Here is a 19252-nt window from a genome sequence, read left to right as displayed (position 1 = left end):
GACCTCAACAGAAAGAGAACTGACGTGTCTGGTGACATCACCCTCCTCGGCTACGGCGTGTCGACCATCGGCCCGGCGATCGCCGTGGGTCTGATCTTCGCGGCCTACATCAACGGCGTCGCCCGCCAGCCCGAGGCGCAGGGCAAGCTGCAGCCGATCGCCATCCTCGGCTTCGCGCTCGCGGAGGCCCTCGCCATCTTCGGCCTGGTGCTCTTCTTCATCGCGTTCTTCGTCGGCTGACCCCCCTGCCCCTTCCCCAGACCCGTCCGCAGCACCGGTCCGCCGGTGACGGACACGTACACGTGAGGAGCCGCTCGTGGACTACACCACGATCGTTGCGGGCGCGCTGAAGGCCGCGACCGAGGACGACCACTCCGAGCCCATCGGGGCCGGTGAGGGAGCCATCCCGATCCTGCCCTACATGCCGGAGCTCATCTTCGGGCTGATCGTCTTCGGCATCTTCTACTTCTTCGTCAAGCGCAAGATCGTCCCCAACCTCGAGAAGGCCTACGCCGACCGCACGTCGGCCATCGAGGGTGGGATGGAGCGCGCCGAGAAGGCCGAGGCCGAGGCGGCCGCCGCGAAGAAGAAGTACGAGGACCAGCTCGGTGAGGCGCGGGCCGAGGCCGCCCAGATCCGCGAGCGGGCCAAGGAGCAGGGCGCGCAGATCATCGCCGAGATGCGCGAGCAGGCCCAGGTCGAGGCCAACCGGATCACCGAGACCGCGCACAAGCAGGTCGAGGCCGAGCGCCAGCAGGCCTTCGTCCAGCTGCGTGGCGAGGTCGGCGAGATCTCCACCGCCCTGGCCAGCAAGATCGTCGGCGAGTCCCTCGAACAGGAAGCGCGGCAACGAGGAATCGTGGACCGCTTCCTCGCCGACCTGGACTCCGGTGCCATCGCCCCCGCGAAGCACGGCGCCCGCGACGAGGTCCGCTGATGGACAGCGCCTACCGGCGGTCCTACCACGGGGCCCGCGAGGGCCTGGAGCAGGTGCTCCAGCACGAGGGCGGGGCGGTCGACCCGGCCCGCGTAGGCGACCAGGTGTGGGCCGTGGCCCGGCTGGTGGACGGCAACAAGGTCCTCGCGCGCACCCTCGCCGACCCCTCCCGCGAGGGGCAGGAGCGGGCCGCGATCGCCCAGCGTCTGCTCGCCGGCAAGGTGGGCGACGAGGCGCTGCACGTCGTCCAGGCCGTCGTGACGCAGCGGTGGGCCGGGACCGGTGACCTCGCGACCGCCCTCGAGCGGCTCGCGGTCGAGGCGCACCTGGTCCACGCGCACCGGCACGACCGGCTGGGCCAGGTCGAGGACGAGCTGTTCCGGTTCAGCCGGATCGTGCAGTCCGCGCCCGAGCTGCAGGCGGCCCTCGCCGACCGGCGCGCCCCGGCCGAGGCCAAGCGCGCGCTCGTGGAGCGCCTGCTCTCGGTGAAGTCCGCCCCGGAGACGGTCCGCCTCGCCGCGCAGGCGGCCGTGGGGGTCCGTGGCAGCCGCCTCGAGCGGACGCTCGCGGCATACCTCGAGCAGGCCGCCGAGGTCCAGGACCAGGTCACCGCGATCGTCACCACCGCCGTGCCGCTGACCGGCGAGCAGGAGGAGGCCCTGCGCGCGACGCTGAGCCGGCAGTACTCCCGCACCGTGCACACCAACGTGGTCGTCGACCCCGACGTCGTCGGCGGCATCCGGGTCGAGATCGGTGACGAGGTCATCGACGGCACCGTCAGCCATCGTCTCGACCAGGCCCGCCGCCTCATGGCCGGCTGACCAGAGCCCACCACCTACCCCACAGCACCGGCCCGACCCCAAGCCCAGGGCCATGACGAGGAGAAGAATCATGACGGAGCTTTCGATCCGTCCGGAGGAGATCCGGGACGCGCTGGACCAGTTCGTCAAGTCCTACGAGCCGGGTGCGGCCTCACGTGAAGAGGTCGGCCGGGTGGTCGACGCCAGTGACGGCATCGCGCACGTCGAGGGTCTGCCCTCGGTGATGACCAACGAGCTGCTCGAGTTCGCCGACGGCACCCTCGGTCTGGCCCTGAACCTCGACGTGCACGAGGTCGGCGTCATCGTGCTGGGTGACTTCTCCGGGCTCGAGGAGGGCCAGGACGTCCGTCGCACCGGCGAGGTCCTCTCGGTCCCCGTCGGTGACGGCTACCTCGGTCGCGTCGTCAACCCGCTCGGCCAGCCCATCGACGGGATGGGCGACCTCGAGACCGAGGGCCGCCGCGCGCTCGAGCTCCAGGCCCCCGGTGTCATGGCGCGCAAGTCGGTGCACGAGCCGCTGCAGACCGGCATCAAGGCGATCGACGCGATGATCCCCATCGGCCGTGGTCAGCGCCAGCTCATCATCGGTGACCGGCAGACCGGCAAGACCGCCGTCGCCATCGACACCATCCTCAACCAGCGGGCCAACTGGGAGTCCGGCGACCCGGACAAGCAGGTGCGCTGCATCTACGTCGCGATCGGCCAGAAGGGCTCGACCATCGCCTCGGTGCGCAGCACGCTGGAGGAGAACGGCGCGCTGGACTACACGACCATCGTGGCCGCCCCCGCCTCGGACGCGGCCGGCTTCAAGTACCTCGCCCCCTACACCGGCTCGGCCATCGGCCAGCACTGGATGTACGACGGCAAGCACGTGCTCATCGTCTTCGACGACCTGTCCAAGCAGGCCGAGGCCTACCGCGCGGTGTCGCTGCTGCTGCGCCGGCCGCCGGGCCGCGAGGCCTACCCGGGCGACGTGTTCTACCTGCACTCCCGGCTGCTGGAGCGCTGCGCGAAGCTGTCCGACGAGATGGGCGCCGGCTCGATGACCGGGCTGCCGATCATCGAGACCAAGGCGGGCGACGTCTCGGCCTACATCCCGACCAACGTCATCTCCATCACCGACGGGCAGATCTACCTGCAGGCGGACCTGTTCAACTCCAACGTCCGCCCGGCGATCGACGTGGGTGTGTCGGTCTCCCGGGTCGGTGGCGCCGCGCAGATCAAGGCGATGAAGTCGGTCTCCGGCCGGCTCAAGGTCGACCTCGCGCAGTTCCGTGAGATGGAGGCCTTCGCGATGTTCGCCTCCGACCTCGACGACGCGTCCAAGGCCCAGCTGGCCCGCGGTGCGCGCATGGTCGAGATCCTCAAGCAGCCGCAGTCCTCCCCGGTCTCGGTCGAGGACCAGGTCGCGATCATCTGGGCCGGCACCAACGGCCACATCGACGAGGTGCCCGTGAGCGACGTGCGTCGCTTCGAGAACGAGTGGGTGGAGTTCCTGCGCCGCGAGCACGACGGTCTCCTCGCCGGCATCCGCGAGAGCGGCAAGCTCGGCGACGACACCGCCGCCGCGCTGGCCGACGCCATGAGCACCTTCCAGTCCGAGTTCACCCCCGACGACAGTGCCGAGGTCGGCGTCGGCTCCGCCGAGGACGACCCGGTCGACGCCATGGGTGACGACGAGGTCGACCAGGAGCAGCTGACCGTCCAGCGCAACTGAGCGCAGGGCATACCCCAGCGATCCGACCGACCACCAGAGCCAACGAGAGAGGCGAGATATGGGAGCGCAGCAGCGGGAGTACCGCCAGCGCAGCCGGTCCGTCCAGTCGACCAAGAAGATCACCCGGGCCATGGAGCTCATCGCCGCCTCCCGGGTGGTCAAGGCCCGGCAGCGGGTCGCGGAGACCACGCCGTACGCGCGGGCGATCACCCGGGCCGCCTCGGCGGTCGCGACGCACGCCGACGTCGACCACCCGCTGACCACCAAGCGGGAGCAGCCGCGCCGCGCCGGGGTGCTCGTCATCACCTCCGACCGAGGCCTGGCGGGCGCCTACGCGGCCAACGTGCTCAAGCGCAGCGAGCAGCTGCGCGAGCTCGTCGAGGACTCCGGGATGGAGTACGTCCCCTTCCTCACCGGGCGCAAGGCGGAGTCCTACTACTCCTTCCGCAACCGGCCGTTCGAGGACTCGTGGAGCGGCTTCTCCGACTCCCCGACCTTCGACGTCGCGCAGGAGATCTCCGAGCGGCTCATCGGTGAGTTCACCAAGGGCACCGACGAGGGCGGGGTCGACGAGATCCACCTCGTCTACACCCGGTTCGTCAACATGGTCACCCAGGAGGTGCAGGTCACCCGCCTGCTGCCGCTGGAGGTCGTCGAGGACGCCGCGCCGCGCACCCGGGAGAACGGCTTCCCGCTCTACGAGTTCGAGCCGGACGCCGCGGAGGTGCTCGACGCCCTGCTCCCGCGCTACATCACCTCGCGGATCTGGAACGCCCTGCTCCAGTCCGCCGCGTCCGAGCTCGCCGCCCGCCAGCGGGCGATGAAGTCGGCGACGGACAACGCCGAGGAGCTCATCAAGACCTACACGCGTCTTGCCAACCAGGCCCGCCAGGCCGAGATCACCCAAGAGATCAGCGAAATCGTGGGCGGCGCGAGCGCCCTCGCCGACGCCAAGTGAGAGGAAGCACGCAGCCATGACTGCCACCACCGAGGCTCCCACCACGGAGCAGACCCAGGGCGCCGTGGGTCGCCTGGCCCGGATCATCGGCCCCGTCGTCGACGTCGAGTTCCCCCCGGGGCAGATGCCGTCGCTCTACAACCTGCTGAAGACCGAGGTCGAGATCGGCGGGGAGACCAAGACCGTCAACCTCGAGGTCGCCCAGGACATCGGCGACAACATGGTCCGCGCCATCTCCCTGCAGCCCACCGACGGCCTGGTCCGCGGCGCGAAGGTGCAGGACACCGGCGGCCCCATCACCGTCCCGGTCGGCGACGTCACCCTCGGTCACGTCTTCAACGCCACCGGTGACGTCCTCGACCTGCCCGAGGGCGAGACCCTCGAGGTCAACGAGCGGTGGGGCATCCACCGCCAGGCGCCGGCGTTCGACCAGCTGGAGCCCAAGACCCAGATGTTCGAGACCGGCATCAAGGTCATCGACCTGCTGACCCCCTACGTGCAGGGTGGCAAGATCGGCCTGTTCGGTGGGGCCGGGGTGGGCAAGACGGTGCTCATCCAGGAGATGATCGCCCGCGTCGCCCGCGACCACGGCGGTGTGTCGGTCTTCGCCGGCGTCGGTGAGCGGACCCGTGAGGGCAACGACCTCATCGTCGAGATGGAGGAGGCCGGGGTCCTCGGCCAGACGGCGCTGGTCTTCGGCCAGATGGACGAGCCGCCGGGTACCCGCCTGCGGGTCGCGCTGTCCGCGCTGACGATGGCGGAGTACTTCCGCGACGTCCAGAAGCAGGACGTGCTGCTCTTCATCGACAACATCTTCCGCTTCACCCAGGCCGGGTCCGAGGTGTCCACGCTGCTCGGGCGGATGCCCTCGGCGGTGGGCTACCAGCCCAACCTCGCGGACGAGATGGGCACCCTGCAGGAGCGCATCACCTCCACCCGCGGTCACTCGATCACCTCGATGCAGGCGATCTACGTGCCGGCCGACGACTACACCGACCCGGCCCCGGCGACGACCTTCGCCCACCTCGACGCCACGACCGAGCTGTCCCGCCCGATCGCCTCGATGGGCATCTACCCGGCCGTGGACCCGCTGACCTCGACCAGCCGGATCCTCGACCCGCGCTACATCAGCCGGGAGCACTACGACACGGCCGTCCGGGTGAAGTCGATCCTGCAGCGCTACAAGGAGCTGCAGGACATCATCGCGATCCTCGGCATCGACGAGCTGTCCGAGGAGGACAAGATCCTCGTCGGTCGCGCCCGTCGGATCCAGCGCTTCTTGTCGCAGAACACCTACGTCGCCAAGCAGTTCACCGGCATCGAGGGTTCGACCGTCCCGCTGTCGGACACGATCGAGGCCTTCACCAAGGTGGCGAACGGTGACTACGACCACCTGCCCGAGCAGGCCTTCTTCATGTGTGGTGGGCTCGAGGACGTCGAGCGCCAGGCCGCCGAGCTGGAGAAGAACAGCTGAGCACGCCCGTCGCCTGAGCCAGGCCCCGGCACCCGCATCCGCGGGCACCGGGGCCTGACTGCGCCCGGTGCGTCCCGACGACGCGCCCGGTGCAGAGACCAGCCAGACCAGCGAGGAGACCAGCCATGTGGATCGTGCACGGAGACGGCACCCGCATCACGCCGGGGGAGGTCGTCGGGCCCGGGGAGCGGCTCGCGTGGGTGCCGACCATCGGGATCGGCATGCAGCACGTCGTCGCGATGTTCGGCGCGACCTTCCTTGTCCCGCTCATCACCGGCTTCCCGCCCAGCACCACGCTGCTCTTCAGCGGGCTGGGGACGGTCCTGTTCCTGGTGCTCACCCGTAACCAGGTGCCGTCCTACCTGGGGTCCAGCTTCGCCTTCCTGGCGCCCATCGCCGCGGCACAGGCCGAGCACGGGCCGGCAGGGGCGCTCGGCGGGGTGGTGATCGCCGGGGTCGGGCTGGCCCTGGTGGGGGTCCTGGTGCAGCTCGTCGGGCACGGCTGGATCGCCCGCCTCATGCCTCCCACCGTGACCGGGGCGATCGTGGCGCTCATCGGCCTCAACCTCGCGCCGGCGGCGTGGGGCAACGTCGAGCAGGCACCGGTCACCGCCCTCGCCACGCTCGCCGCGATCCTGCTCTGCACCGTGCTCTTCCGCGGGCTGCTGGGCCGGCTGTCGATCCTGCTCGGCGTGCTCGTCGGGTATGCCGTGGCGCTGGTCCGCGGCGAGGTCGACCTGGCGGTCGTCACCGAGGCGGGGTGGCTGGGGGCGCCCCCGCTCATGGCACCCGAGTTCCACCTCGGCGTCGTCGGGCTCTTCCTGCCCGTCGTGCTCGTGCTCGTGGCGGAGAACATCGGGCACGTGAAGTCGGTGGCGCAGATGACCGGGGAGTCCGCGGACGCCCTGGACCATCTGCTCGGCCGCACGCTGCTCTCGGACGGCCTGGCGACCACGCTGGCCGGGGCGGGCGGTGGCTCGGGCACGACGACCTACGCCGAGAACATCGGGGTGATGGCCGCCACCCGGGTCTACTCCACCGCGGCCTACTGGGTCGCCGCCCTCACGGCGGTGGCCCTGGCCTTCCTGCCGAAGTTCGGGGCCCTCATCCAGACCGTGCCGGCCGGGGTGCTCGGCGGCGCCGCCACCGTGCTCTACGGCATGATCGGGGTCCTGGGCGTCCGCATCTGGGTCGAGCACCGGGTCGACTTCGGCAACCCCATCAACCTGGCGACCGCCGCGGTGGCGCTGATCGTGGGCATCGCCAACTACACGTGGGACGCGGGCGCGCTGAGCTTCGAGGGGATCGCCCTCGGCACCGGCGCGGCGCTGCTCGTCTACCACGGCATGTCGGCGCTCAACCGCCGCACCGGGGCGGTCGAGGTCGCCCCGGCGGAGCGCGACCGGTCGCGTTCCGGGTCCTCCGGGCGGGCCGGTAGACTCGATCCTTGAACCGTCATCGAAGGGACATCTCGTGAGTGCACTGCAGGTCGAGCTGGTCGCCGCGGACCGCAAGGTCTGGGAGGGCGAGGCTTCCATGGTGAGCGCCCGCAGCATCGACGGTGACCTGGGCATCCTGCCCGGTCACACGCCGGTCCTCGCGGTGCTCGTCGAGGGGGACGTCACCATCCACACGGGGGGCACGCCGCAGGCGGTCACCATCGACGGGGGCTTCCTCTCCGTCGACGAGGACAAGGTCGTCGTGGTGGCCGACCGGGTCGACGCCGGGTCGCTGTCCGCCCCCGCCGCCGGCTGACGGGCACGCCACCGTTCATGACCGGCGCCGGTGCCATCGTCCTGGTGCTCATGGCTCTGGTCGGGGCCCTGGTCATCCTGGGCCTCGGGCTGCTCTCCTTCCGGATCGCCGGGGAGCGCGGGAGCATGTGCCCGCCGATGCCCGCGGCCTACCGGGACGCCGAGCGCCCCTGGCGCCGGGGCACCCTGCGCTTCACCGAGGACCGTCTCTCCCTGCGGGGACGAGGCGGTCCGTCCGTCGGTCCGTGGATGCGGGGCAACCTCGACCTGGGAGTGGCCGGTCCGCTCGACACCGACGACGCCGACGCCCTGGGCGGGGCCGCCCTCATCCGGGTGCCGGTGAGCTACGGCACCGCGCGGTTCGAGCTGGCGCTGGGGGAGCAGCACTACACGGCCCTGCGCTCCTGGGTCGAGGCCGTGCCGCCCGGCTGGAACTCCCACGTCGCCTGACCGGCCCCGCTGGGCGGGTCCGCCTCAGCGCGAGGGCTGCTCCCGGCCGCCACCGGGCTGCCAGAGCACGTCGCCCTCGCCGGCGCGACCGGCGACCCGGGCCAGGATGAACAGCAGGTCGGAGAGCCGGTTGAGATAGGTCGCGGTGAGCGGGTTGACCCCGCCCACGCCCTTGTCCGCGCCCTCGTCGGCCGGCTGGTCGCCATACTCCTCCAGGGCGGCCCAGGTCGAGCGCTCGGCCCGCCGGGCGACCGTGCGCGCCTGGTGCAGCAGGGCGGCGGCGGGGGTGCCCCCGGGCAGGATGAACGAGCGCAGGGCCGGCAGGTCGGCGTTGAAGCGGTCGCAGTCGGCCTCCAGCTCCTCCACCCAGGCGGACTTCACCCGCAGCGGCTCCCACTCGTAGCTCGCCCGCAGCGGCATGCACAGGTCCGCCCCGACGTCGAAGAGGTCGTTCTGGATGCGGGCCAGCGTGTCCTGCACCTCGACGGGGAGGTTGCCTCCGGCCACGGCCACCCCGATCACCGCGTTGGTCTCGTCGGTGTCGGCGTAGGCCGCCAGCCGGGTGTCCGTCTTGCGGGTCCGGCCGTTGTCGCCCAGGGCGGTGCTGCCGTCGTCGCCGGTCCGGGTGTAGATCCGCGTGAGGTTCACCATGTCCTGCATGCTGCCATGCGCGGGCGGCGGCTGCTCAGGCGACCAGCGTGGCCGCCACCCGGCGGGCGTCCGCCGCCGCCTCGAGGACGCCGTCCGGGGCGCGCAGGGCCGCGCCGACCCCGCCGAAGTACATCGAGCTCGGCGGGTGCTCGTGCCGCGCCAGCCCGGCGGCGTCCAGGCTCGCCGCGATCTGCGCGTCCTGCTCGTGGTCGATGCGGGTGGTGCCGTCCTCGAGCCGGCGCGGGTGCATGCGCGGCTGGTCCACCGCCGTCTGCAGGTCCTCGCCGTGCCGGGCCAGGTGGGTGAGCACCTGCGCCAGCGCGGTGGTGATGCGGTCGGCCCCTGGTGTGCCGATCGCCAGCACCGCACCGTCCTCCCGGCGGGCCGTGGTCGGCGCCATGTTGGAGGCCAGCCGGGTGCCCGGCGCGAGGGCGTGCAGCCCGTGCCGGTTGAGCTCCAGCTCGCCGAGGGAGTTGTTGGCCACCAGGCCGGTGCCGGCGATGGTCATCCCCGAGCCGTAGCCCGCCGACGCGGTGAGCGCGCACGCCAGGCCGTCGGCGTCGACGACCGAGACGTGCGCGGTCGAGGGGGAGGTCGGCAGTCCGGTCGAGCCGATGTGGTGCAGCGTCTGCAGCAGCTCGGCGCCGGCCGCCTCGAGGTCGTGCGCGGTGTCGATCCGGTCGAGGCGGATGTCGAGCACCTCCCTCATCACCAGCGCCGCCTGCGCCGGGTCGATCGGCCCGTCGATGGCCCCGAGCAGGCGCAGCAGCGCGGTGAGCACCGGGCCGCCGATGGAGGGCGGAGGGTTGCAGGCGAGGTCCCAGGGGCCCAGGTTGCTGCGCAGCGCCCGCCGCACGACCGGCTGGTAGGCCTCCAGGTCGACCAGCGAGAGCAGCCCGCCGCGGGCGCGCATGTCGGCGTCGATCGCCCGCGCGACGTCGCCGTGGTAGGCCGTGCCGGCCCCCTGTGCCCCGATGTGCTCGAGGGTGTCGGCCAGCACCGGGTCGACGACGCGGTGGCCGACGGCCGGGGCGGCGCCGTCGACGGTGAGCAGCGCCCGGGTGGCCGGGTCCCACGCCAGGATGGTGTCGGTGACCAGGACGAGGTAGGACTGCGCGGTGCGGCTGAGGGGGTAGCCCGCCCGGGCGACGTCCGCGGCGGGCTGCAGCAGCTCGGCCCACGGCGCCCGCCCGTAGCGCTGGTGGGCCCAGCCCATCGCGGCCAGCATCCCGGGGGTGGCGACCGACCCCGGCCCCACGTAGGTCACCATGCCGCCGCCGTAGTCCGAGGCGGCCTCGATGAGACCCTCCCCGCGGCGGTCGGCGCTCATGCCCCGGCCCGGCATCTCGACGTTGCCGTCGATGACGAGCGGCTCCTCCCCGGGTGCCCAGACGTTGACGAAGCACCCGCCCAGGGTGGAGACGACCCCGGGCTCGGTGACGGTGGCGGTGAGCATGGCGGCCACCGCGGCGTCCAGCGCGTTGCCCCCTGCCGACAGGGCCTGGGCGGCCGCCTCCGTGGCGTAGGTGTTGGGCGCGGCGATGGCGGCGGAGCGGGTCACGGGACGATTCTGCCGCAGCGGCCCGCCCGGAGGCACGAGCCGGCCTGCGGCTCTGGCATCGTGTCCTGGTGATGAACGCCGCCGCCCGGCCCCGACCGGCCACCCCGCGTCGGTCCGCGGCGCTGGTGCTGGTCCTCGGAGTGGCCCTGGCGGCCGTGGGCTGGGGGCTCGTGCTGCGGCACGGCTTCCCGCACGGCGACGACTGGCTGCACGCCATGGCGGGGGACCAGCCGGGGGACGCCGCCACCCTGCGGGGCTGGCTCGCGACCTGGCAGTTGGACTACACCTACCGCAACGGCCGGGCCGCGGACGCCGCCGCCCGGCTCATCCTGCTCGGCGGGCGGCCCGGGGCACTGGTCGTCGGGGTGGCGATCATGGTGCTGTCCGGGCTCGCGACCTGGCCGTGGCTGCGGATGGCCGGCTCGCACCGGACCCGGCCGCTGGTCTGGGCGGTGCTCGGGCTGGGCGTGCCGTTCCTCGCCGTCCAGGCGCACTCCTGGCTCACCGGCGAGGGCCTGCTCTGGGTGTCCGGGATGGCGAACTACCCGCTCGCCACGCTCGCCTTCCTCGTCGCCGGCGCGGCTGTCAGCGGAGCCCTCCCGCCCCGGGTGACCTGGCTGGTCCTGCCCGTCGTGGTGTATGCCCACGTCGGGCACGAGGTGTCCGCCGTGGCCACCCTCGTGGTCACCGTGCTCGCGCTCGCCCTGCGGCGACCGGCCCGCGGGCGCTCCCGGTCCACCTGGGCCGCCGTCGGAGCCTCCGTGCTGGGCTTCCTCGTGCTGGCCACGGCCCCCGGTCTGTGGCGCCGCACCGGCGAGGAGGACCTCGCCCTGCCGCTGCTGCAGGCGCTGTCCCGCACCACCCTGATGTTCGCCTCGCTCACCCTCGGGTGGTGGCTGGCCCTCGGGGTCCTGGCGGTGGTCGCGGTGCGGCTGTCCGGCCGGGCACCCCGACGGGGCGCCCTGGTGGCGGGCGCGGCCTCCTGGGCCCTGCTCCTGCTCGCCCGCCGCCGGTGGCCGCGCCTGGCCGACCTGTGCGCGGACGCCGACACGGCCGTCCCGGCCACCCTGCTGGCCCTCGCCGTCGTCGCCGCGGCGGTGGTGCTCGTGGTGGGCGTGCTCGTCCTGGTCGTGGACGCGTGGGGGGCCGTCGCGGCATACCCCGTGCTGGCGCTCACCGCGGCGGGTGTCGTGTCCGCCGGGGTGCCGATCGTGGCCTCCGTCTGCGGGCAGCGCGCCTTCTTCCTGCCGGTCACGGCGCTCGTCCTCGCGGTGGCCTGCGCCCTGCGCCTGGTCCTCGGCGCGCTCGCCGGCGGGGGCCCGCGGCAGGCGCGGGCGGGCCGCGTGCTCACTGCGGCCGCCCTGGCCGCCACCCTCGTCGCCGCGACCGGCTACGTGGCGGTCACCTCGCCGCGCGCCGCGCGCAACGCCGCCGCCTACGACGCCTTCGTCGCCCAGGTGGAGGCCGCGCGCACCGCGGGGGCCGGGGAGGTGGTCGTCCCGGAGCTGCCCGAGGAGGGGTATGCCTACCGCCGCGCCTTCTACCTCCTGCGCTACGCCTGCGACCTGCGGCTCTTCTACGACCTCCCCGACGGGGTGGTGCTCACCGACGTCGAGCGGCGCGAGGACCGCACCACCGACACCACGACCGGGTGCGAGACGACGTGGCAGCGCACCCTCACCCGCGCGGCGGAGCAGGCTCCCGACCGGCGGTGAGGACGGTGCGGGTGAGCAGGAAGGTCACCGGCACGGCGGCGATGCCCATGAGGAGGGTCGCGTAGCGCTCGTCCAGGCCGGCCGCCTCGACGAGGAGCACCGAGCCGACCGTCGTGAAGGCGAGGTTGACCAGCGTGGTGGCCGGGTAGGCGAGGAAGCGCCGCCAGGTCGGCCGCACCCCGAAGGTGAACAGGCTGTTGGCGAAGAAGGAGAAGACGACCGCCCCGGACCACGCGAGCAGGTGGGCCGGGACGTACGGCATACCGAGCAGCAGAAGGCGGTAGAGGAGGTAGTAGACGGCCGTGTTGGCCACCCCGACGACGACGAAGCGCAGCAGGCTCCTCATCGCGCTCCGGCGGCCCCGGTCCCCTCGGGACCAGGTCCGTCCCCCTCGCCACCCCGGATCACCTCGTGGACGAGGTAGCTGGGTCGCGCCTTGACCTCCTGGTAGATCCGCCCGACGTACTCGCCCATGACGCCGACGGCGAGCAGCTGCACGCCGGACAGCCCGGTGATGACCGCGATGGTGGTGATGTAGCCCGGCTGGGTGACCCCGTGCAGGAGGTAGCCGACGAGCAGCCACAGCAGGTAGCCCAAGGCGGCGAGCACCGCCCAGCCGCCCAGGTGCATGAGCAGACGCAGGGGGCGGGTGTTGAAGGCGAGCGCCCCGTCGATGCCGTAGTTGAGCAGGGAGCGCAGCGTCCAGCCGGAGTGCCCGCTGCCGCGCTGCACGTTGCGGTAGCTGACCGTGCCCGTGGGGAAGCCGACCCAGGAGAACAGGCCCTTGGAGAAGCGGTTGCGCTCGGGCAGCGCCAGCAGGGCGTCGAGGACCGGCCGGCTCAGGACCCGGAAGTCGCCCACGCCGTCCTGGATGCGGACCGTCTCGATGAGGCCGTTGACCAGCCGGTAGTAGAGCCGGGAGAGCTGGGACCGGACGAAGGGGTCGTCGGCGCGGTCGCGGCGGGCCACGACCTGCTCGACCTCGGTGGTCCGCAGCAGGGTGTACATCGAGGTCAGCAGCTCCGGGGGGTGCTGCAGGTCGGCGTCCATGATCGCCACGCTGCGCCCGCCCGCGTGCCGGAGGCCGGCGAGCATGGCCGCCTCCTTGCCGAAGTTGCGGGACAGCCGCAGCACGACGACCCGGGGGTCCTGCGCGGCCAACGTGCGGGCCACCTGCAGGGTGTCGTCGGTCGAGCCGTCGTCGACGAGCACCAGCTCCAGGGAGTCGCCGACGCCCAGCTCGTCCGCCACGGCGCCCAGACGGGCGTGCAGCTCGGCGAGGGTGCCCTGCTCGTTGAAGCACGGGACCACGACGGACAGGGCGGTCATGGCGGTCACGCTAGCTCAGAAGAGCCGCGCCTCCGCGTCGTCGATGCCGCGCAGCGCCTCGTAGTCGAGCGTGACGCAGCGGATCCCGCGGTCGGTGGCGAGGACCCTGGCCTGCGGCTTGATGAGCTGGGCGGCGAAGACGCCCTGCACCGGGGAGAGGTGGGGGTCGCGGTTGAGCAGCTCGAGGTAGCGGGTCAGCTGCTCGACGCCGTCGATGTCGCCGCGCCGCTTGATCTCCACGGCCACCGTCGTGCCGGCCGCGTCCCGGCACAGGATGTCCACCGGGCCGATGGCGGTGGGGAACTCCCGGCGCAGCAGCGTCCAGTCCTCGCCCAGGGTGGTGATGTGCTCGGCCAGCAGCGCCTGCAGCTGGGCCTCGACGCCGTCCTTGACCAGCCCCGGGTCGACGCCGAGGTCGTGGCTGGTGTCGGAGAGCACCTCGTGGATCTTCACCCGCAGGGTGTCCTCGCGCTTGCCGTGCGAGACCTGCCACACCTGGGTGACGCCCTGCTGCGCCTCCACCTCGTCCGGGTCGGTCTGCGCCATCGAGCAGGGAGGGGCCATCCAGTTCAGCGGCTTGTAGGACCCGCCGTCGGAGTGGACGAGCACCGACCCGTCGGCCTTGACCATGAGCAGGCGGGTGGCGAGGGGCAGGTGGGCTTCGAGGGCTCCGTGGTAGTCCACCGAGCACCGGGCGATCACGACACGCACGGGCCTCACCCTAGCCGGGGGTGATGAGAGGATGCCCGGTATGCGTCAGATCACCACCGTCGGGGTCATCGGGCTCGGCACCATGGGTGCCGGCATCGTCGAGGTCTTCGCGAGGGGAGGGGTGCAGGTCGTCGGCGTCGAGACGACCGAGGAGCTCGCCGAGCGCGGGCGCGGCATCCTGCGGGCCTCCACCGACCGGGCGGTGGCCAAGGGCCGCCTCGACGAGGCCGGGCAGCAGGAGATCCTGGACCGGGTCACCATCACCACCGCCCTGGCCGACCTCGCCCCGGCCGACCTCGTCGTCGAGGCGGTCCCGGAGGTCCTGGACCTCAAGCACCAGGTCTTCTCCGCCCTGGACGACATCGTCGCCCCCGACGCCGTGCTCGCGTCCAACACCTCGAGCCTGTCGATCACCGCCATCGCCGCGGGTACGGCATACCCCGGGCGCGTGGTGGGGATGCACTTCTTCAACCCCGCTCCCGTCCTGCAGCTGGTCGAGGTCATCACGACCGTGCGCACCGACGACGCCGTCCGCGAGGCGGTCGTGGAGCTGGCCGGGCGGATCGGCAAGCGGCCGGTCGTGGTGGGTGACCGGGCCGGGTTCGTCGCCAACTACCTGCTCTTCGGCTACTTCGTCTCCGCGCTGCGCATGCTCGAGCAGGGGCACGTCTCGCGCGCGGACCTCGACACCGCCATGCGGGTCGGCGCCGGCCTGCCGATGGGTCCGTGCACCCTCATGGACCTCGTCGGGCTCGACGTCTGCCACCACATCGGCGACGTCATCTACGCGCACAGCCGCAGCCCGATGCACGCCCCGAGCCCGATGCTCGAGCGCATGGTGACGGCCGGTCTGCTCGGCCGCAAGAGCGGCGAAGGGTTCTACACCTATGCCCGGCCCGGGAGCGGGCAGGTCGTGAACGAGCCGGAGGCAGGGGCGAGCGCACCCGAGGTCGGCGCCGTGGGCGTCGTGGGCGGCGGCGAGATCGCCGACGAGCTGGTCTCCCGCCTGCGCGAGGGTGGGTATGCCGTCACCCACGTCCCCGACCCCGCGGACCGGGGCGACCTGGCCGGTCTGGCGGGGGTCGACGTCGTGGTCGAGGCGGGGACGGCGACGCCGGAGAGCGAGCTCGCGGACGCCGAGCCGGAGCCGGTGACGCCGGTGCAGGAGGAGGTGTGGGAGCTGCTGGCCGACGTCGTGGGGGAGCGCACGGTCCTCACCACCGTCGGCGAGGACCTCGCGGTGGCGATCGGCGCGCTCTCCGGCCGGCCGGAGCGCGCGGCCGTGCTGCGGGTGCACGCCCCGACGGGCCACGGCCAGGTCGTCGAGATCGGCCGCTCCAGCGCCACCGACGACGAGACCGTCGAGATCCTGCGCGCCCTGGTCCGGACGATCGGCGCCGAGCCGGTCGTCTGCCGGGACCGCCCGGGTCTGGTGGTCGACGCCCTGCTCATGCCGCACCTCATGGACGCCGTGCGGATGCTGGACGAGGGCTACGCGGGGGTGGAGGACATCGACACCGCTCTCCGGTACGGGCTGGGCTACCCGGCCGGGCCGTTCGCGATGATCGACCAGATCGGGGCCGAGGAGGTCCTCACGGTCTGCGAGGAGCTGGCCGAGGCGGGCGGCCTGCCGCGCGAGTCGGTGGCCCCCTCGCCGCTGCTCATCGAGCACGTCCTGCTCGACCGGCCCTTCACGGCCTGAGCCGGTGCCCCGGTCCAACCGCCCTCGGCGGGGCGGCCGGCCGCGGGCCCGGCAGGGCGGGGGGCCGGCCGGCGTGGGTGACCCGTTGCGGCGCGGGGTCGAGGAGGTCCGGTACGCCGGTCAGGTGTGGGCGGTGCGGCGGGTGCGGCCCAACGACAGCGGCCGGGCCTACCGGTGCCCCGGGTGCCAGCAGGAGGTGCGCGCCGACGTGGCGCACACCGTGGCCTGGCCCACCGAGGGCATGCAGCAGGCGGAGAACCGCCGCCACTGGCACACCGTCTGCTGGTCCGCCCGCGAACGCCGCCGACCCGGCGGCTCCTTCGCCTGACCCCTTTTCACCGACCGAGCGTCGCGAATGGTGGGCAGTGTCCCGACCGGGCGTCGTGAATGGTGGGCAGTGGCCCGACCGGGCGTCGGAAATGGTTGGCCCGGCCGCTCCGGCCGTCGGAAATGGTTGGCTCGGCCGCCCCGGCCGTCGGAAATGGTTGGCTCGGCCGCCCCGGCCGTCGCTAGCCTGCCCTCATGACCATCACCAGGGCCGACGCGGACCAGCAGGATGCCGCCCTGGCGCTCATCGTCACCGCCCAGCGCGCGCCGGACACGGCGTGCGCCTACCTCGGCACCGAGGCCGACGGGGTTCGGGCCGAGCTCGACGACCTCGACACGCCCTGGCAGGAGACGCTGCGGGTGGCGGTCGAACCCTCCGGCCGGGTGGTCGGCGCCGTGCTGCACGACGCCGACCCCGAGGAGACGATGCGCAGCTGGATCCACGGTCCGTGGACCCTCGATGAGCAGACCTGGTCGGCGTATGCCGTCGCGCTCGTCCGTGCGGCCCTGGAACAGCTGCCGCCGGGGGTCGAGCAGCACGAGCTGAGCGCGGCCCCGGCCCACACCGGTATGGCGCGGCTCGCCGCCGACCTGGGCTGGCACGCCACCGGCCTGAGCATCGCCTACCAGGCCACGACCGCGACGGCGCACCGCTGGCCGGCCGATGCGCCGGACGCCCGCGTCGCCACGTCCGCCGACCTGCCCGCGATCGGCGCGCTGCACGACGCCGCCTTCCCCGGCACCTACGCCACCGCCCGCCAGCTGCTGGCGGACGAGGCGCGGTCCACCCTGGTGCTGGAGCACGACGGGGAGGTGGCCGCATACGCCTCCGGCGAGATCCAGGCCGACGGCGCCGGCTACCTCGACTTCCTGGCGATGGCGCCAGCGCACCGCGGCCAGGGCCTCGCGCCGGGCCTGCTCGCCGCGATCTCGCGCGCGCTGCTCGCCCGCTCCTCGCAGGGCACGGTCAACCTCGTCGTCGACGAGGCCAACGCGCCCGCCGTCGCGTTGTACGAGGGGTTCGGCTACGTGCGGGACGCCGAGCTGCTCGGCTACCGCTCGTGGCCCCAGCCCCAGCCCCAGCCCCAGCCCTAGGCGATCGGCGGCTCCTTCGCCTGACCGAAGTGTCCTTCACCAGACGTCGCGGATGGTTGGTCGGGGCAACCATCCGCGACGCTCGGTGGGTTCTCAGGCAACCATTCGCGGCGCTCGGTGGGGTGTCAGGCAACCATTCGCGGCGCTCGGTGGGGTGTCAGGCAACCATTCGCGGCGCTCGGTGGGCCTAGAGACGCTCCTGGCGCGGGACCAGGACCTCCTCGTAGATGAGGAGCAGGCCCGCGGCCACGGGGATGGCGATGAGGGCACCGAGGACCCCGAGCAGGGTGCCGCCCGCGAGCACCGCGACCACCGTGACGGCCCCGGGCACCGAGACGGTGCGCTTCATGATGCGGGGGACGATCCAGTAGTTCTCGAGCTGCTGGTAGACGACGTAGTAGACGAGCACGACCAGCGCCACCGTGGGTGACACGGTCAGGGCCGAGACGGCCACGATGACGGCGCCGAGGGTGGCGCCGATGAGCGGGATGAGGCCCAGCAGACCCACCGAGACGGCCAGGATCGCGGCGTAGGGGATGCCGAGGACCTGCATCATCAGCCACGAGCACACGGCGTTGATCGTCGCGACGGTGGCCTGGCCGAGGGCATACCCGCCGACCCGGCGCATGATCTCCTCGGCGAGCCGGACGACGCCCGGGCGGCGGCTGCTCGGCACCAGACGGTATGCCGCGTCCTTGACCGAGGGCAGCGTCGCCAGGAGGTAGAGGGTGAGGATCGCGGAGGTCAGCAGCCCGACGAGGCTGCCGGCGACCCACCCGGCCGCGCCGAGCACACCGCCGAAGAGCGCGGTCCAGGTGTCGCTCTCGGTGAGCAGCCGGTCGACCTCGGTGGTGGCGCGCTCGCTCACGGCGTAGCGCCGGTCGAGCTCGACCATCCACGGGGTGCCGGACAGCTCGTCCAGGACCACCGGGGCGCGTTCGACGAGGGTCACCGCCTGGCCGACCACCCCCGGCAGCAGGGTCACCGCGCTCACCCCCACGACGGTGACGAAGCTCATGAAGACGCAGAAGACGCTGCTCGGCCGGCTCACCCCACGCCGGGTGAGCCACTCGACCAGCGGGTTCAGCGCGAGGGTGAGGAAGACGGCGACCAGCAGGTAGGTGAGCACCGAGGACAGCCGGGTGAGGTTCTGCAGGAGCAGCCAGGCCAGCAGCACCCCCAGCGCCCCGGTAAAGCCGATGGAGAAGGCCGAGGCCGACAGCAGGGTAGGTCGCCGCGGCGACCCACCCACCCGGGGTGGGTGTCCCTCGACGGTGGGCGCGAGGGGTGGGTGGAGGCCGGCTGCGGGGCCTCCGTGGACGGCGGCCGCCGCCTCCGGGTGGTCCGCGTGGATCTGCGCCCAGAGCTCGGACTGCAGCCGGTTGCTCTCGTCCAGCAGCTCGCGCTGGCGCACCCGGAAGTCTCGCCAGCGCTGGACGGCTCGCACCCCCGCCCGGGGGACGGCCGTCGGGTGGACCGCCCGCGCGGCCGCGCGCAGCCGCGCGGCCCGGGCCGGGGGGTCCTGCGTGCGCTGCGTCGTCACCCGGCGGGCTCCACGAGCTCCACGAGCACCCCGCCGGCGTCCTTGGGGTGGATGAAGTTGATGCGCGACCCCGCCGTCCCGCGGCGCGGCTGGTCGTAGAGCAGCCGCAGCCCGCGGCCGCGGAGCACGGCGCTGGCCGCCTCCAGGTCGTTGACCCGGTAGGCCAGCTGCTGCAGCCCGGGTCCGTGGCGCTCGAGGAACCGGGCGATCGGGGACCCCGGGTCGGTGGGGGCGAGCAGCTGCAGCATGGTCGGCTGGTCGCCGCCGTGGGGGTCGGCCGGGCCGACCGCGACCATCGCCTCCCGCACCCCCTGCTCGGCGTTGGTCTCCTCGTGGACGACCCGGTGTCCGAGGACGTCGCGGTGGAAGGCGATCGCGGCGTCCAGGTCGGGCACCGCCAGCCCGACGTGGTCGACCGACAGCAGGAAGGGCGCGAGGGCCTCGCCCCCCGCCGTCTCGTGGCTGGGCTCGCTCATGAGGTCCACCGTAGGGCTGGCGCGGACCCAC

General features: G+C 72.9%; 20 protein-coding genes. 13 read left to right on the top strand and 7 right to left on the bottom strand.

Annotated elements, in window-relative coordinates:
* Positions 1–24 precede the first annotated feature (24 nt).
* The 9 genes from Q0795_RS09365 to Q0795_RS09325 all read left to right on the top strand — a co-directional run bounded on the left by Q0795_RS09365 (position 25) and on the right by Q0795_RS09325 (position 8111).
* Positions 25–240 (top strand): ATP synthase F0 subunit C, encoded by a 216-nt coding sequence (locus Q0795_RS09365; RefSeq protein WP_058890803.1) that lies wholly within the window; start codon positions 25–27, stop codon positions 238–240.
* Between the two features lie 142 nt (positions 241–382).
* Positions 383–937, top strand: a complete 555-nt coding sequence (locus Q0795_RS09360; RefSeq protein WP_298889315.1) for a F0F1 ATP synthase subunit B — start codon at positions 383–385, stop codon at positions 935–937.
* Complete coding sequence (locus Q0795_RS09355; RefSeq protein WP_298889088.1) at positions 937–1758, top strand: F0F1 ATP synthase subunit delta; 822 nt, start codon at positions 937–939, stop codon at positions 1756–1758. Before Q0795_RS09360 ends, Q0795_RS09355 begins: the two co-directional genes overlap by 1 nt.
* Before the next feature lie 70 nt (positions 1759–1828).
* Entirely contained in the window at positions 1829–3475 is a 1647-nt protein-coding gene (gene atpA, locus Q0795_RS09350; RefSeq protein WP_298889086.1) for a F0F1 ATP synthase subunit alpha, read from the top strand.
* Positions 3476–3533: 58 nt separating this feature from the next.
* Complete coding sequence (locus Q0795_RS09345; protein WP_298889084.1) at positions 3534–4433, top strand: F0F1 ATP synthase subunit gamma; 900 nt, start codon at positions 3534–3536, stop codon at positions 4431–4433.
* A gap of 16 nt (positions 4434–4449) precedes the next feature.
* A complete protein-coding gene (gene atpD / locus Q0795_RS09340) occupies positions 4450–5907 on the top strand; it encodes a F0F1 ATP synthase subunit beta (protein ID WP_298889082.1) in 1458 nt (485 codons plus the stop codon).
* 125 nt (positions 5908–6032) lie between these two features.
* Complete coding sequence (locus Q0795_RS09335; protein WP_298889080.1) at positions 6033–7358, top strand: solute carrier family 23 protein; 1326 nt, start codon at positions 6033–6035, stop codon at positions 7356–7358.
* Positions 7359–7380: 22 nt separating this feature from the next.
* Complete coding sequence (locus tag Q0795_RS09330; protein ID WP_058890797.1) at positions 7381–7662, top strand: F0F1 ATP synthase subunit epsilon; 282 nt, start codon at positions 7381–7383, stop codon at positions 7660–7662.
* 17 nt (positions 7663–7679) lie between these two features.
* Positions 7680–8111, top strand: coding sequence for a DUF2550 family protein (locus Q0795_RS09325; protein WP_298889077.1), 432 nt, complete (start codon positions 7680–7682; stop codon positions 8109–8111).
* A gap of 24 nt (positions 8112–8135) precedes the next feature.
* On the opposite strand, the gene Q0795_RS09320 is transcribed toward Q0795_RS09325, so the two are convergent.
* Together Q0795_RS09320 and Q0795_RS09315 are read right to left on the bottom strand one after the other, a co-directional pair.
* Positions 8136–8762: a cob(I)yrinic acid a,c-diamide adenosyltransferase gene (locus Q0795_RS09320; RefSeq protein WP_298889075.1), complete on the bottom strand. Its 627-nt coding sequence runs from the start codon at positions 8760–8762 to the stop codon at positions 8136–8138.
* 34 nt (positions 8763–8796) lie between these two features.
* Positions 8797–10323, bottom strand: coding sequence for a gamma-glutamyltransferase (locus Q0795_RS09315; protein WP_298889073.1), 1527 nt, complete (start codon positions 10321–10323; stop codon positions 8797–8799).
* 71 nt (positions 10324–10394) lie between these two features.
* On the opposite strand from Q0795_RS09315, the gene Q0795_RS09310 reads away from it, so the two are divergent.
* Positions 10395–12038 carry a DUF6056 family protein gene (locus Q0795_RS09310; RefSeq protein WP_298889314.1) on the top strand — a complete coding sequence of 548 codons (1644 nt, stop codon included), beginning with the start codon at positions 10395–10397 and terminating at the stop codon, positions 12036–12038.
* Here Q0795_RS09310 and Q0795_RS09305 read toward each other — a convergent pair.
* Genes Q0795_RS09305 through nucS form a run of 3 tightly spaced genes read right to left on the bottom strand, consistent with a single transcriptional unit; the run spans position 12001 to position 14078 of the window.
* Entirely contained in the window at positions 12001–12384 is a 384-nt protein-coding gene (locus Q0795_RS09305) for a GtrA family protein (RefSeq protein ID WP_298889072.1), read from the bottom strand. The genes Q0795_RS09310 and Q0795_RS09305 overlap by 38 nt on opposite strands.
* Positions 12381–13367, bottom strand: coding sequence for a glycosyltransferase family 2 protein (locus tag Q0795_RS09300; RefSeq protein ID WP_298889070.1), 987 nt, complete (start codon positions 13365–13367; stop codon positions 12381–12383). Before Q0795_RS09300 ends, Q0795_RS09305 begins: the two co-directional genes overlap by 4 nt.
* Before the next feature lie 15 nt (positions 13368–13382).
* Positions 13383–14078 (bottom strand): endonuclease NucS, encoded by a 696-nt coding sequence (nucS, locus tag Q0795_RS09295; RefSeq protein ID WP_298889068.1) that lies wholly within the window; start codon positions 14076–14078, stop codon positions 13383–13385.
* Between the two features lie 40 nt (positions 14079–14118).
* Between nucS and Q0795_RS09290 the strand changes: the two genes are divergently transcribed.
* The 3 genes from Q0795_RS09290 (at position 14119) to Q0795_RS09280 (ending at position 17202) form a co-directional block, all read left to right on the top strand.
* Positions 14119–15780: a 3-hydroxyacyl-CoA dehydrogenase family protein gene (locus Q0795_RS09290; protein WP_298889066.1), complete on the top strand. Its 1662-nt coding sequence runs from the start codon at positions 14119–14121 to the stop codon at positions 15778–15780.
* A gap of 4 nt (positions 15781–15784) precedes the next feature.
* The gene (locus tag Q0795_RS09285) at positions 15785–16108 is read left to right on the top strand and encodes a hypothetical protein (RefSeq protein WP_298889064.1); all 324 of its coding nucleotides are present in this window, start codon (positions 15785–15787) and stop codon (positions 16106–16108) included.
* Positions 16109–16302: 194 nt separating this feature from the next.
* Positions 16303–17202 carry an N-acetyltransferase gene (locus Q0795_RS09280; RefSeq protein WP_298889062.1) on the top strand — a complete coding sequence of 300 codons (900 nt, stop codon included), beginning with the start codon at positions 16303–16305 and terminating at the stop codon, positions 17200–17202.
* Between the two features lie 187 nt (positions 17203–17389).
* Here Q0795_RS09280 and Q0795_RS09275 read toward each other — a convergent pair whose 3' ends face one another.
* Positions 17390–18745 (bottom strand): AI-2E family transporter, encoded by a 1356-nt coding sequence (locus Q0795_RS09275; protein WP_298889060.1) that lies wholly within the window; start codon positions 18743–18745, stop codon positions 17390–17392.
* Positions 18742–19221 carry a methylmalonyl-CoA epimerase gene (gene mce, locus Q0795_RS09270; RefSeq protein WP_298889058.1) on the bottom strand — a complete coding sequence of 160 codons (480 nt, stop codon included), beginning with the start codon at positions 19219–19221 and terminating at the stop codon, positions 18742–18744. Before mce ends, Q0795_RS09275 begins: the two co-directional genes overlap by 4 nt.
* Between the last annotated feature and the right edge of the window lie 31 nt (positions 19222–19252).

It is taken from the genome of uncultured Serinicoccus sp., from assembly GCF_947487915.1.
Lineage (GTDB): Bacteria > Actinomycetota > Actinomycetes > Actinomycetales > Dermatophilaceae > Ornithinicoccus.
Note: the sequence above shows the minus strand (reverse complement) of the source record. Positions and strands in the feature narration are given on the sequence as shown.